The sequence below is a fragment of the Pseudomonas sp. GW821-FHT09C08 genome (genome assembly GCF_059418125.1).
Genome location: NZ_JBWKPG010000002.1, coordinates 880,328 through 894,995, shown reverse-complemented (window position 1 = coordinate 894,995; position 14,668 = coordinate 880,328). Strand labels below are relative to the sequence as shown.

Here is a 14,668-nt window from a genome sequence, read left to right as displayed (position 1 = left end):
GCTGCAAGCCAAGCTGCTTTTTCCTACAGCTTGTAGCTCGCAACTTGCAGCTGCGTCTTTAGATGTCCAGCAGCAGACGAGCCGGGTCTTCCAGCAGGTTCTTGATGGTCACCAGGAAAGTCACGGCTTCTTTACCATCGATCAGGCGGTGATCGTAAGACAGTGCCAGGTACATCATTGGGCGGATCACGACTTGGCCGTTGATGGCCATCGGACGCTGGATGATGTTGTGCATGCCCAGGATCGCGGCTTGTGGCGGGTTGACGATCGGGGTCGACATCATCGAACCGAAGGTACCACCGTTGGTGATGGTGAAGGTACCGCCGGTCATCTCGTCGATGGTCAGCTTGCCGTCACGGGCTTTCTTGCCGAAGGTCGCGATGCCGCCTTCGATTTCAGCCAGGCTCATCAGCTCGGCGTTACGCAGTACTGGAACCACCAGGCCACGGTCGCTGGACACGGCAACGCCGACGTCTGCATAGCCATGGTAAACGATGTCGTTACCGTCGATGGAAGCGTTGACAGCCGGGAAGCGTTTCAGCGCTTCGGTGGCCGCTTTCACGAAGAACGACATGAAGCCCAGGCGCACGCCGTTGTGGGACTTCTCGAACAGGTCCTTGTACTTCGAACGCAGGGCCATGACTTCAGTCATGTCGACTTCGTTGAAGGTGGTCAGCATCGCCATGTTCGACTGTGCTTCAACCAGGCGCTTGGCCACGGTGGCACGTACGCGAGTCATCGGCACACGCTTCTCGGTGCGGTCGCCAGCAGCGAACACAGGAGCAGCAGCAGCCGGGGCAGCAGCCTTGGCAGGTGCGGCAGCCGGTGCGTTTTTCTTGGCTTCAACAGCGGCAACCACGTCTTCCTTGGTCACACGGCCGTCTTTGCCGGTGCCTTTGATGGAAGCCAGGTTGATGCCGTTTTCTTCAGCCAACTGACGCGCAGCCGGTGCAGCGATTGGATCTTCGCCACCCGCAGCCGGAGCAGCAGCGGCTGGAGCAGCAGCCGGTGCAGCAGCGGCTGGAGCGGCGGCGGCAGCACTGCCCTCTTCGATCGAGCCCAGAACCTGGTTCGACAGCACGGTAGCGCCTTCTTCGGCAACGATTGCGCCCAGTACGCCGTCAGCTTCGGCCAACACTTCCAGCACGACTTTGTCGGTCTCGATGTCGACGATCAGGTCGTCACGCTTGACGGCCTCACCTGGTTTCTTGTGCCAGGTGGCAACGGTGCCATCGGCAACCGATTCCGGGAATGACGGGGCTTTGATTTCGATAGCCATTATCTGTGGGTCCTTAAAATTCGGTTTCAGTCAGCGCGAAGGCGTTAAACAGTGAAAGCATCTTGCAGCAGTTTTTCCTGCTGCTCGGCGTGCATCGACGCATAACCACACGCAGGTGCAGCAGAAGCATCACGACCGGCGTACTCCAGGCCCAGGGCCTTGTTGTGGTTACCGATGCTGCGACGCAGGTGATGCTGGCTGCTGTACCACGCGCCCTGGTTCATCGGTTCTTCCTGACACCACACCACGTTGGTGAGGTTGGTGTAAGGCGCGATGGCCTCCATCAGGTCGTCTTCCGGGAACGGGTAAAGCTGCTCGATACGCACGATGGCGATGTCTTCGCGGCCTTCTGCACGGCGTTTTTCCAGCAAGTCGTAGTAGACCTTGCCGCTGCACAGGATCAGGCGAGTGACCTTGGCGGCGTCCAGCGTGTCGATTTCTGGAATCACGGTCTGGAACGAGCCGTCAGCCAGATCTTCCAGGGTCGAGATGGCCAATTTATGACGCAGCAGCGACTTCGGCGTCAGCACTACCAACGGCTTGCGCAGCGGGCGGATCACCTGGCGACGCAGCAAGTGGTAGATCTGGGCCGGGGTAGTCGGCACGCACACCTGGATGTTGTGCTCGGCGCACAGCTGCAGGTAACGCTCCAGACGGGCCGAGGAGTGCTCCGGCCCCTGACCTTCATAACCGTGTGGCAGCAGCATGGTCAGACCGCACAGACGGCCCCACTTGTGCTCGCCGCTGGTGATGAACTGGTCGATAACCACCTGGGCACCGTTGGCGAAGTCGCCGAACTGGGCTTCCCAGATCACCAGCGCGTTCGGCGTGGTGGTCGAGTAGCCATATTCGAACGCCAGTACGGCTTCCTCGGACAGGAACGAATCGTACAGGTCGAAACGCGGCTGGCCTTCGTACAGGTGTTGCAGCGGTACGTAGGTGCTGGCGTCTTTCTGGTTGTGCAATACCGCGTGACGGTGCGAGAACGTACCACGGCCGATGTCCTGGCCGGTCATGCGGATCGGGTGACCTTCGAACGCCAGGGTAGCGTACGCCATGGTTTCGGCGTAACCCCAGTTGATCGGCAGGCCGCCGGCTTGCATCTTCTGACGATCTTCGTAGATCTTCGAGACCTGGCGCTGTACGACGAAGCCTTCTGGAATTTCCAGCAGCTTGGCAGACAGTTCCTGCAGGGTCTTCAAGTCGAACGAGGTATCGTGACGTGCAGTCCAGGCGTGGCCCAGGTAAGGACGCCAGTCCACGAACAACTCTTTGTTCGGCTCCTTGACCAGGCTTTTCACTACATGCAGACCGTTGTCCAGCGCGTTGCGGTATTCGTCGACTTTCGCCTGAACACGCGCATCGTCAACCACGCCGGCCTTGGTCAGGCTTTCGGCGTACAGCTCACGGGTGGTGCGCTGCTTGGTGATCTGCTGGTACATCAACGGCTGGGTGCCGCTTGGTTCATCGGCTTCGTTGTGACCACGACGGCGGTAGCAAACCAGGTCGATCACCACGTCACGCTTGAACTGCATGCGGTAGTCGATGGCCAGTTGGGTCACGAACAGCACGGCTTCCGGATCATCACCATTCACATGGAGGATCGGCGCCTGGATCATCTTGGCAACGTCGGTGGCGTACTCGGTGGAACGCGCGTCCAACGGGTTGCTGATGGTGAAGCCCACCTGGTTGTTGATGACGATGTGAACGGTACCGCCCGTCTTGAAGCCGCGAGTCTGCGACATCTGGAAGGTTTCCAGGACCACGCCCTGACCGGCGAATGCCGCGTCACCGTGGATGGAAATCGGCAGGACCTTCTCGCCGGTGGTGTCGTTACGACGATCCTGGCGAGCACGTACTGAACCCTCGACCACTGGAGAAACGATTTCCAGGTGGGATGGGTTGAACGCCATGGCCAGGTGAACTTCACCGCCGGTGGTCATCACGTTGGACGAGAAACCCTGGTGGTACTTAACGTCACCGGAGCCCAGCTCGACCTTCTTCTTGCCTTCGAACTCGTCGAACAGCTCGCGCGGGTTCTTGCCGAACGTGTTGACCAACACGTTCAGGCGACCACGGTGAGCCATGCCGATCACGATTTCCTTGGTGCCGTAGGAACCGGAACGCTGGATCAACTCGTCGAGCATCGGAATCAGGCTTTCGCCGCCTTCCAGGCCGAAACGCTTGGTGCCCGGGTATTTGGTACCCAGGTATTTCTCGAGACCTTCAGCTGCGGTCACGCGCTCCAGCAGGTGGCTGCGCACGTCGGCAGACAGCACCGGACGGCCACGCACGCCTTCCAGGCGATGCTGGAACCAGTGGCGTTGCTCGGAATCGGTGATGTGCGTGAACTCAGCGCCAATGGTGCGGCAATATGTCTGCTGCAACGCTTCGTGAATTTCGCGTAGGCTCGCTTCCTCTTTGCCGATGAACAGGTCGCCGGCACGGAAGGTCGTATCAAGATCGGCATTGGTCAAGCCGTAATGATTGATCGACAGGTCAGCAGGTGCAGGACGCTGCCAGAGCCCCAGCGGGTCAAGCTGGGCCGCCTGGTGGCCACGCATCCGGTAGGCCTGGATCAGTCGCAATACTTCAACTTGCTTCTTCTCGTGCTCACTGCTCACGCTGCCGGCGGAAACCGGTTGGGCGCGGCGCTGGTTCTTTGCCAGCAGCACAAACTGATCGCGAATTGTTGCGTGCGATACATCGGTGGCAGCGTTGCCGTCTGAAGACAACGTCTGAAATTTGGTGCGCCATTCTTCTGGCACAGCGTTAGGGTCGTGCAGGTAGAGCTCATAAAGCTCTTCCACATAGGCAGCGTTACCACCTGAAAGATAGCCGCTGTTCCACATGCGCTGCATCACGCTTTCTTGCATGCTTGGTCACCCTCGATTTGGGGACACCACCGGCGAAAACACCGAGTTTGCTTGCAAAAGGCCAAGTGCAGCGACCAAAACAAGCCACTTAGGATCACGCTGATAGTTCGGGTACCAACCCGAATGCCCCTGCTTGTCTCATTTCTTCAAAATAAGAGCCGCGGCTTTGTAAGTCGCTGCTCAAGTTAAAACTACGGCGCCGGTTGAAGCCTGCGCCGTAGCATTTACGGGCACAACGGTCCTGCTTTTACTACAACGTCGTTACACGCCGCTTTGCAGCAGCATGTTACGGATGTGACCAATGGCCTTAGTCGGGTTCAGGCCTTTGGGACATACGTTGACGCAGTTCATGATCCCGCGGCAGCGGAATACGCTGAACGGGTCATCCAGCGAAGCCAGACGCTCGGACGTCTTGGTGTCACGGCTGTCTGCCAGGAAGCGGTACGCTTGCAGCAGGGCAGCTGGACCCAGGAACTTGTCCGGGTTCCACCAGAAGGATGGGCACGACGTCGAGCAGCAAGCGCACAGGATGCACTCGTACAGACCGTCGAGCTTTTCACGCTCTTCCGGGGACTGCAGACGCTCGATGGCCGGAGCCGGAGTATCGTTCTGCAGGAACGGCTTAACTTTCTCGTATTGCTTGTAGAAGATGCTCATATCGACGACCAGGTCACGGATAACCGGCAAACCTGGCAGAGGACGAACGATCAGCTTGTTGCCTTTGACGACAGCGGACAGTGGCGTGATGCACGCCAGGCCGTTTTTGCCGTTGATGTTCATGCCGTCGGAACCGCACACACCTTCACGGCAAGAGCGACGATAGGAGAAACCTTCGTCCTGCTCTTTGATCAGTGCCAATACATCCAGCACCATCAGGTCTTTACCACCGGTATCGACCTGGAATTCCTGCATGAACGGCGCAGCGTCCTGATCAGGGTTGTAGCGGTAAACACTGACTTTCAACATGGCAGCCACCCTTAGTAAGTCCGAATCTTCGGTTCAAACGTCGGAACCGTCTTCGGCGAGAAGTTCACGGCACGCTTGGCAACGCGCTTGTCACCCGGGAAGTACAGGGTGTGGCACAGCCAGTTTTCGTCGTCGCGATCTTCAAAGTCTTCACGAGCGTGAGCACCACGGGATTCTTTACGAACCTCGGCGGCGATCGCAGTCGCTTCAGCCACTTCGAGCAGGTTTTGCAGCTCAAGAGCTTCGATACGAGCGGTGTTGAAGGCCTGGCTCTTATCGTTGATCTTGACGTTGGCGATGCGCTTGCGCAGGTCAGCCAGCTGGGCAATCCCCTTCTGCATGTATTCGCCGGTACGGAATACACCGAAGTAGTTCTGCATGCAGCTTTGCAGCTCGCGACGCAGGGTCGCCACGTCTTCGCCATCGGTACGCTCGTTCAGAGCGTTCAGGCGCGCCAGGGCGGCCTCGATGTTGGCGTCGGTCGCGTCATCGTATTCGATGCCGTCGGTCAGCGCTTTTTCCAGGTGCAGGCCAGCAGCACGGCCGAATACCACCAGGTCGAGCAGCGAGTTGCCGCCCAGGCGGTTGGCACCGTGAACCGATACGCAAGCCACTTCGCCTACGGCGAACAGACCGTGGATGATTTCATCCTGGCCTTCGGCGTTCTGGGTGATCGCCTGGCCATGAATGTTGGTCGGCACGCCGCCCATCATATAGTGGCAAGTCGGAACAACCGGCACCGGAGCAACCACCGGGTCAACGTGAGCAAAGGTCTTGGACAGCTCGCAGATACCTGGCAGGCGGCTGTGCAGCACTTCTTCGCCGAGGTGATCGAGCTTGAGCAGTACGTGGTCGCCGTTCGGGCCACAGCCGTTGCCGGCGATGATTTCCTTGACCATCGAACGGGCAACAACGTCACGACCCGCCAGGTCTTTCGCGTTCGGAGCATAACGCTCCATGAAACGCTCGCCGTGCTTGTTGATCAGGTAACCACCTTCACCACGGCAACCTTCGGTAACCAGTACGCCCGCGCCGGCGATACCGGTCGGGTGGAACTGCCACATCTCGATGTCTTGCACCGGCACGCCAGCACGCAGGGCCATGCCAACGCCGTCACCGGTGTTGATCAGGGCATTGGTGGTCGACGCGTAGATACGACCTGCACCGCCGGTCGCCAGGACAGTCGCCTTGGCGCGGATGTAGGTGGTTTCACCGGTTTCGATGCAGATGGCGATCACGCCGACGAACTCGCCTTGCGCGTTCTTGACCAGGTCAACCGCGTAGTACTCGTTCAGGAAGGTGGTGCCGGCTTTCAGGTTGCCCTGATAAAGGGTGTGCAGCAGCGCGTGACCGGTACGGTCGGACGCAGCGCAGGTACGGGCAGCCTGGCCGCCTTTACCGTAATCCTTCGACTGGCCGCCGAATGGACGCTGGTAGATACGACCTTGCTCGGTACGCGAGAACGGCAGACCCATGTGGTCCAGCTCGAATACGGCAGCCGGGCCTTCCTGACACATGTATTCGATAGCGTCCTGGTCACCGATGTAGTCGGAACCCTTGACGGTATCGTACATGTGCCAGCGCCAGTCATCGTTCGGGTCGGCGGAGGCGATGGCGCAGGTGATGCCACCCTGGGCCGAGACGGTGTGGGAACGCGTCGGGAACACCTTGGTGATCACGGCAGTCTTGTGACCGCCCTGGGCCAGCTGCAGCGCTGCGCGCATGCCAGCACCGCCGCCACCAATAATGATGGCGTCGAATGAAATAGTTGGAATGTTAGCCATGAATCAGATACCCCAAAGAATCTGCACACCCCAGACGAAGTAAGCGAACATCGCGACGCCGCATACTGCCTGGAAGAGGAAACGTACTGCAGTCGCGGACTTGCCCAGCGCCATCGGCGTCAGGTAGTCGGTCGCGATGGTCCACATGCCGACCCAGGCGTGTGCGCCCAGGGCTACAAGTGCCAGCAGACTGAAGATTCGCATCGCATTGTGGGAAAACAGGCCGTGCCATTGCTCATAGCCAATGCCCGGGTTTGCGACGAGGTATCCGATCAGGAAAATGAAATAAGCCGCGAGAACGACCGCAGACACACGCTGTGCCATCCAGTCATAGAGGCCCGAACGCGACAGATTCGTAACGCTGGTTACCATATCCAAACTCCTGCCAGAACGATCAGCACCACGGAAATGGCGATGATGATTTTCGAGCCCAGTCGGCCGCCTTCCAGCGTCTCACCGATGCCCATATCCATGATCAAGTGGCGCACACCGGCTACCAGGTGATACAGCAGAGCGGACAGGAGGCCCCATGCTACGAACTTGGCCAGCGGGCTGGTCAAGCATGCCTTCACCTCGGCGTATCCTTCCTCGGAACCCAGGGATTTGCTCAATGCATAAAGCATGATGCCCAAGCCCAGGAACAGGATGATGCCGGAAACACGGTGCAGGAACGACGTAACGCCGGTGATGGGGAGTTTGATGGTCCTTAGGTCTAGGTTTACAGGTCGTTGGCTATTCACGGCTTTTTTTCACACTGAAGAGCCCCTAACAATCAGGGCAAAGTTGTTGGGGAGTGCACTGGTCAGGTAAGCACCACCCAGGGAGTGCGACCCCCAATGAAAGCAAGCCCAAAAGCCCTTGGCGGTCGGTGGCCGAGTATAGACAGTTAGGTTACTAATGACAACGCGCGCTCCTCACCCTAATAGCTGATTGCGCTGGCGGGATAAAAGGCGTAAATGGCAGTCAATTTCGAGGAAAAAGTACGGTTAAAGCCTTCTGGAGCAAGACTTTAGGCAAATTGACATCTGAATTTATCTCACTATAGTGGTGCGGGCCCTGCGTGGGGGGTCTGTCTGATGATTTGAAGCATAAATAGGAGGCCACATGGCTGACAAAAAAGCGCAGTTGATCATCGAGGGCGCAGCCCCCGTCGAGCTGCCCATTTTAACCGGCACCGTTGGTCCCGATGTTATCGACGTACGGGGCCTGACGGCCACGGGCCGTTTCACATTCGACCCAGGCTTCATGTCGACCGCCTCTTGCGAGTCGAAGATCACCTATATCGATGGCGATAATGGCATTCTGCTGCACCGGGGCTACCCGATCGAGCAACTGGCTGAGAAATCGGACTACCTGGAAACCTGCTACCTGCTGCTAAATGGCGAATTGCCAACAGCCGAGCAGAAAGCGCAGTTCGTCAGCACCGTGAAGAACCACACCATGGTTCACGAGCAGTTGAAGACCTTCTTCAACGGCTTCCGTCGCGACGCCCACCCGATGGCCGTCATGTGCGGCGTGGTCGGCGCCCTGTCGGCCTTCTATCACGACTCCCTGGACATCAATAACCCGCAGCATCGCGAAATCTCCGCGATCCGCCTGGTTGCCAAGATGCCGACCCTGGCCGCGATGGTCTACAAGTACTCCATGGGCCAACCCATGATGTACCCGCGCAACGACCTGACCTACGCGGAAAACTTCCTGCACATGATGTTCAACACTCCGTGCGAGATCAAACCGATCAGCCCGGTGCTGGCCAAAGCAATGGACCGGATCTTCATCCTCCACGCCGACCACGAGCAGAACGCCTCCACCTCTACCGTACGCCTGGCCGGTTCTTCGGGTGCCAACCCGTTCGCCTGTATCGCCGCCGGTATCGCCGCACTGTGGGGCCCTGCCCACGGCGGTGCGAACGAAGCCGTACTGACCATGCTCGATGAAATCGGCGATGTCTCGAACATCGACACCTTCATCGCCAAGGCCAAGGACAAGAACGATCCGTTCAAGCTGATGGGCTTCGGTCACCGCGTCTACAAGAACCGTGACCCGCGCGCCACCGTGATGAAGCAGACCTGCGACGAAGTCCTGAAGGAACTGGGGATCAAGAACGATCCGCAACTCGAACTGGCCATGCGCCTGGAAGAGATCGCCCTGACCGACCCGTACTTCATCGAACGCTCGCTGTACCCGAACGTCGACTTCTACTCGGGGATCATCCTCAAGGCGATCGGCATTCCAACCAGCATGTTCACCGTGATCTTCGCCCTGGCGCGGACCGTGGGCTGGATCTCCCACTGGAAAGAAATGCTCTCCAGCCCGTACAAGATTGGCCGCCCGCGCCAGCTGTACACCGGCTACGAGTCGCGTGACATCACCAAGCTGGAAGATCGCAAGTAAGCAGCTGACTGCCTCCTTGCACTGAATAAGGCCTCATCTGGAGGCCTTATTTGTTTCTGCAGCCCCCAACAGCCCCTCCCCCACTGCAGGAGCCGGATTGCCGGCGATGATGCCCGCAAGGACAGCGTCAGGCTGCCATCACCGGCAAGCCGCCCCCTGCAATGGGTCGTGGCTGACCGTTCCTACGTTCTGCGGGGGAATGCATCACGTGACAGTCAGCGTCACCGTGCACAGGGGTGAAAACGGCCTCGCCAGGCAGTTTTATTGCTGCAGGATTTGAGAAACAGTTTTGTCGTATCCGTTACCAATAAAAGCAAAAAAATGCCCCGATCTCACGACCGGGGCATTTTTTTGTAACAGCTACAGCGATTAGTGGTTAACCGCCCCACTCGCTCCCAGGCCAGTCTGCGAACGCACAAACTGCGGGAAGTACAGCGCACGCTCTTTCTCTGCCGCCGCCGACTTGTCGGTGATGGAGAAGAACCAGATGCCCACGAACGCGATGATCATCGAGAACAGCGCCGGGTACTCGTACGGGAAGATGGCTTTTTCGTGGTGCAGGATCGAGACCCAGATGGTCGGGCCAAGGATCATCAGGCCAACCGCACTGACCAGGCCCAGCCAGCCGCCAATCATGGCGCCACGGGTGGTGAGGTTTTTCCAGTACATGGAAAGCAGCAGTACCGGGAAGTTACAGCTGGCGGCAATCGAGAACGCCAGGCCGACCATGAACGCGATGTTCTGGCTTTCGAACAGGATACCCAAGCCGATCGCCAATACAGCCAGGGCGATGGTGGTGATCTTCGACACGCGAATCTCATCCTTCTCGTTGGCCTTGCCTTTCTTGATCACGCTGGCATACAGGTCATGGGACACCGCCGAGGCACCCGCCAGGGTCAAACCGGCAACCACTGCCAGGATGGTGGCAAACGCCACGGCCGAGATGAAGCCCAGGAAGATACTGCCACCCACCGCGTTGGCCAGGTGCACTGCCGCCATATTGTTACCGCCGAGCAAGGCGCCTGCAGCATCCTTGAACGCCGGGTTGGTGCTGACCAGCAGGATCGCGCCGAAGCCGATGATAAAGGTCAGGATATAGAAGTAACCGATGAAGCCTGTGGCATACAGCACGCTCTTACGCGCTTCCTTGGCGTCGCTTACGGTGAAGAAGCGCATCAGGATGTGCGGCAGGCCAGCGGTACCGAACATCAGCGCAAGCCCCAGGGAGAATGCCGAGATCGGGTCTTTGACCAAGCCGCCAGGGCTCATGATCGCCTCACCTTTAGGGTGAACCTTGATCGCTTCGGCGAACAGCGTGTTGAAGTCGAAGTTGACGTGCTTCATCACCATCAGCGCCATGAACGAGGCACCGGACAGCAACAGTACGGCCTTGATGATCTGCACCCAGGTGGTCGCCAGCATGCCGCCGAACAGCACATACAGGCACATCAGGATACCGACCAGGATCACGGCGACATGGTAGTCCAGGCCGAACAGCAGCTGGATCAGCTTGCCGGCACCGACCATCTGCGCGATCAGGTAGAACGCCACCACCACCAGCGAGCCACATGCCGACAGGCTGCGGATCTGGGTCTGGCCCAGGCGGTAGGACGCCACGTCGGCAAAGGTGTACTTGCCCAGGTTACGCAGGCGCTCGGCGATCAGGAACAGAATGATCGGCCAGCCCACCAGGAAGCCGATCGAGTAGATCAGGCCGTCGTAGCCGGAGGTGAACACCAGAGCGGAAATACCCAGGAAAGACGCCGCCGACATATAGTCGCCGGCAATCGCCAGGCCATTCTGGAAGCCGGTGATCTTGCCGCCGGCCGCATAGTAGTCGGCCGCCGACTTGTTGCGCTTGGAAGCCCAGTAGGTGATGCACAGGGTGGCACCGACAAACGCGACAAACATCACGATGGCCGAGACGTTCAACGGTTGCTTGTGCACTTCACCGGTCAATGCGTCCGCCGCCCAAAGAGCAGGCGCAAACAGCGACGCGCCGAATATTGCCAGTAGACGCCGGATCATTGCGCAGCCTCCTTGAGAATCGCATTGTTCAGGTCGTCAAACTCGCCATTGGCCCGGCGCACGTAGATGCCGGTCAGGATAAAGGCAGACACAATCAGCCCGACGCCCAGGGGAATGCCCCAGGTAATCGACGAACCGGGGCTGAGCTTGGCCCCCAGCACTTGTGGCCCATAGGCGATCAACAGGATGAAAGCGGAGTAAAGCCCTAGCATGATCGCCGAGAGAATCCAGGCGAACCTTTCCCTTTTTCTGACCAGCTCCTTGAAACGCGGGCTGTTTTGAATCGAGAGGTAAATGCTGTCGTTCATTGTTTTTATCCTCGCAGCACAGCTTTTTTATTATTGGAACGTATCCACTGTATGCGGCTGCGGGACAGGTTCCAGACGACCTTAGTAGTAGAGCGAGATAGCAACTTCGCAAGTTTTTCAGTCAACAAATAAACAACAGCCCGAATGCAGGCAAAAAAATGTGGGAGCGGGCTTGCTCGCGAATGCCGTACATCAGTCAATAAATGTGCTGACTGACACACCGCATTCGCGAGCAAGCCCGCTCCCACATTAGGCCTGCTGCGTCACTTCTACAGGGTTAACCCTTATTTACCCACCCACTCGGCCACCCGCTCAGGGTGCTTGGCGACCCAATCCTTGGCCGCTGCGTCAGGCTTGGCGCCCTCTTGAATCGCCAGCATGACTTCGCCGATTTCGTCCTTGGAGGCCCACTGGAATTTCTTCAGGAAGGCTGCGACTTCCGGCGCTTTCTTCTCCAGGCCCTTGCTGCCGATGCTGTTGACGGTTTCAGCAGCACCATAAATCCCTTTTGGATCGTCCAGGAAACGCAGTTTCCACTTGGCGAACATCCAGTGTGGCACCCAACCGGTGACCGCAATGGATTCCTGTTTGTCTTCGGCACGGGTCAGCTCGGCGATCATCGCGGCGCCCGAACTGGCTTGCAGCTTGTAGTCCAGGCCATAGGCCTTGATCGCCTCGTCGGTCTTGAGCATCACGCCTGAGCCGGCGTCGATGCCGACGATCTTGTTCTTGAAGGTGGTGTCGGTCTTGAGGTCTTCGATGGACTTGGCCTTGACGTACTCCGGTACGATCAGGCCGATCTTCGCATCCTTGAAGTTGGGGCCGTAGTCGACCACCTTGTCCTTGTTCTTGGCCCAGTACTCGCCGTGGGTCACGGGCAACCACGCGGAAAGCATGGCGTCGAGCTTGCCGGTGGCCACGCCCTGCCACATGATCCCGGTGGCGACGGCCTGCAGTTTCACGTCATAACCGAGCTTTTCCTTGATCACCTCTGCCGCCACATGGGTGGTGGCAACGCTGTCCGACCAACCGTCCACGTAGCCGATGCTCAGGGTTTTGCTGTCGGCACTGGCCAGTGTGGAGCTCATCGCAACTACCAGCGTGGCAGCCGCGCCCAAGAGTCGTCGCATCTTCATAGTACTTCCCCGAAAGTGCTGCGCCCGACGGATGCCGAGCGACGTCAACCTGTTGTTATGTGGTGCACCGCGCCCCCTTCACGCGCATCAATCACGGTAGTGCGCCGCCAGCGGAGAACTGACACTTCGATCATCAACCTGCCGGAACCTCGGACCTGCTCTGTCAGCGACCTCATGCAAGCAAGAAACGACATCACATCGCCAGTAGGAAGTTTTGTAGGACTCGAACCCGGAATCCCGCCCGAACTTTGCATGTCAAAATTATGCAGCCCCACTGGGACGGGGCAAATCCGGGTAAGATGCGCGCCTTTGCTCCTCCAGATAAGCCGACCATGCCCGCGACCGCCCGCTTCCCTGCCCTGCCCTATTGCTTCGCCTTGATCCTCGGCCTGCTGGCCCTCGCTGGCTATTGGTACGGCCTCGGCCGCCCGGTCGTGCTGCCGGATGTCGCCAGCGCCAGCCACAAGCTGCAATGTGCATCCTACACGCCGTTCGACAAAGACCAATCGCCCTTCGACCAGCCGTTCAAGCTGCGTCCCGAGCGCATGGATGCCGACCTCGCCCTGCTGGCCACCCGCTTCGAATGCATCCGCACCTACTCCATGACCGGCCTGGAAGCCTTGCCGGAAATGGCGCGCAAGCATGGATTGAAGCTGATGGCCGGCGCCTGGGTCAGCAGTGACCCGGTTGCCACCGAAAAAGAAATCCACGCGTTGATCGCTGCCGCCAACGCCAACCCTGATGTGGTGACGTCGGTGATCGTCGGCAATGAAGCCCTGCTGCGCAAGGAGGTCACCGCCAAACAGCTGGTGACGCTGATCCATACCGTCAAAAGCCAGATCAAGCAGCCGGTCACCTACGCCGATGTCTGGGAGTTCTGGCTGCAACACCCGGAAATCGCCCCGGCGGTGGATTTCCTGACCATTCACTTGCTGCCCTACTGGGAAGATGATCCGTCTGGCATCGACCAGGCGCTCAAGCACGTGGGCGATGTACGCCAGACGTTCGGCAACAAGTTTGCCCCCAAGGACGTGTTGATCGGCGAGACAGGCTGGCCGAGCGAAGGCCGCCAGCGCGAAACGGCGGTGCCGAGCCGGGTCAATGAGGCCAAGTTCATGCGGGGTTTCGTCGCCATGGCTGAAGCCAATGGCTGGCATTACAACCTGATCGAAGCCTTTGACCAGCCGTGGAAGCGCGCGAGTGAAGGCGCCGTCGGCGGTTACTGGGGCCTGTTCGATGCCGATCGCCAGGACAAGGGCATCCTTGCCGGCCCGGTGACCAACGTGCCGTATTGGCCGCTGTGGCTGGGGGTGGGCGGGATTATCCTGCTGGGCACGCTGGCGCTCGGCGGTCGCGTGCGCAGCACCCGGGCCGCGTTTGCCCTGCCGCTGCTGGGCGCAGTGGCGGCCTGCTCCATCGGCACCTGGGCTGAACTGACCCGCGTGACCGCGCGTTTCAATGATGAGTGGGTATGGGCCGGGTTACTGGTCGCGCTGAACCTGCTGGTGCTGGCCCACGCTGCGCTGGCCTTGAGCGCTCGCGAAGGTTGGCGCGAGCGGGCGTTCAACTGGCTGGAGCAGCGCGCGGGCTGGCTGGTGGCAATCGCCGGCTTTGCTGGCGCCGTGATGATGCTGGCGCTGGTGTTCGACCCGCGTTATCGCAGCTTCCCGAGTGCAGCGCTGGTATTGCCGGCCTTGGTGTACCTGGTACGCCCGGTGACCGGGCCACGCCGGGAGATTGCCCTGCTGACCTTCATCATCGGCGCCGGCATTGCGCCGCAGTTGTACCGTGAAGGGTTGTTGAACCAGCAGGCGTGGGGTTGGGCGGTGGTTAGCCTGCTCATGGTTGTAGCGTTGTGGCGCTGCCTGCGAGTGCGTAAGGCGTAACACCGCCTTCG

11 protein-coding genes are annotated in these 14,668 nt (G+C 59.3%); 2 read left to right on the top strand and 9 right to left on the bottom strand.

Translation table 11 applies throughout. From position 1 onward, the window contains the following. Positions 1-58 precede the first annotated feature (58 nt). From odhB to sdhC, 6 genes are all read right to left on the bottom strand, one after another. Positions 59-1,279, bottom strand: coding sequence for a 2-oxoglutarate dehydrogenase complex dihydrolipoyllysine-residue succinyltransferase (gene odhB / locus AC07OJ_RS10815; RefSeq protein WP_495094514.1), 1,221 nt, complete (start codon positions 1,277-1,279; stop codon positions 59-61). A 44-nt stretch (positions 1,280-1,323) separates the two neighbouring features. Further along, positions 1,324-4,155, bottom strand: coding sequence for a 2-oxoglutarate dehydrogenase E1 component (locus AC07OJ_RS10810; RefSeq protein ID WP_065901555.1), 2,832 nt, complete (start codon positions 4,153-4,155; stop codon positions 1,324-1,326). A gap of 261 nt (positions 4,156-4,416) precedes the next feature. Beyond that, positions 4,417-5,121, bottom strand: coding sequence for a succinate dehydrogenase iron-sulfur subunit (locus tag AC07OJ_RS10805; protein ID WP_003172807.1), 705 nt, complete (start codon positions 5,119-5,121; stop codon positions 4,417-4,419). Between the two features lie 11 nt (positions 5,122-5,132). Next, the gene (gene sdhA, locus AC07OJ_RS10800; protein WP_065901559.1) at positions 5,133-6,905 is read right to left on the bottom strand and encodes a succinate dehydrogenase flavoprotein subunit; all 1,773 of its coding nucleotides are present in this window, start codon (positions 6,903-6,905) and stop codon (positions 5,133-5,135) included. Between the two features lie 3 nt (positions 6,906-6,908). Next, entirely contained in the window at positions 6,909-7,277 is a 369-nt protein-coding gene (gene sdhD / locus AC07OJ_RS10795) for a succinate dehydrogenase, hydrophobic membrane anchor protein (protein ID WP_003172805.1), read from the bottom strand. After that, a complete protein-coding gene (gene sdhC / locus AC07OJ_RS10790) occupies positions 7,271-7,645 on the bottom strand; it encodes a succinate dehydrogenase, cytochrome b556 subunit (protein WP_003172804.1) in 375 nt (124 codons plus the stop codon). Before sdhC ends, sdhD begins: the two co-directional genes overlap by 7 nt. Positions 7,646-8,009: 364 nt before the next feature. Between sdhC and gltA the strand changes: the two genes are divergently transcribed. Next, entirely contained in the window at positions 8,010-9,299 is a 1,290-nt protein-coding gene (gene gltA / locus AC07OJ_RS10785) for a citrate synthase (protein ID WP_014717728.1), read from the top strand. 369 nt (positions 9,300-9,668) lie between these two features. On the opposite strand, the gene AC07OJ_RS10780 is transcribed toward gltA, so the two are convergent. The 3 genes from AC07OJ_RS10780 to AC07OJ_RS10770 form a co-directional block, all read right to left on the bottom strand. Further along, positions 9,669-11,327: a cation acetate symporter gene (locus AC07OJ_RS10780; RefSeq protein ID WP_065901564.1), complete on the bottom strand. Its 1,659-nt coding sequence runs from the start codon at positions 11,325-11,327 to the stop codon at positions 9,669-9,671. Beyond that, positions 11,324-11,635: a DUF485 domain-containing protein gene (locus tag AC07OJ_RS10775; RefSeq protein ID WP_016972153.1), complete on the bottom strand. Its 312-nt coding sequence runs from the start codon at positions 11,633-11,635 to the stop codon at positions 11,324-11,326. The genes AC07OJ_RS10780 and AC07OJ_RS10775 overlap by 4 nt, the downstream gene beginning before the upstream one ends. 284 nt (positions 11,636-11,919) lie before the next feature. Beyond that, entirely contained in the window at positions 11,920-12,771 is an 852-nt protein-coding gene (locus AC07OJ_RS10770) for a glycine betaine ABC transporter substrate-binding protein (RefSeq protein WP_065901566.1), read from the bottom strand. A 332-nt stretch (positions 12,772-13,103) separates the two neighbouring features. Between AC07OJ_RS10770 and AC07OJ_RS10765 the strand changes: the two genes are divergently transcribed. Then, entirely contained in the window at positions 13,104-14,657 is a 1,554-nt protein-coding gene (locus AC07OJ_RS10765) for a glycoside hydrolase family 17 protein (RefSeq protein ID WP_065901567.1), read from the top strand. Positions 14,658-14,668: the final 11 nt, after the last annotated feature.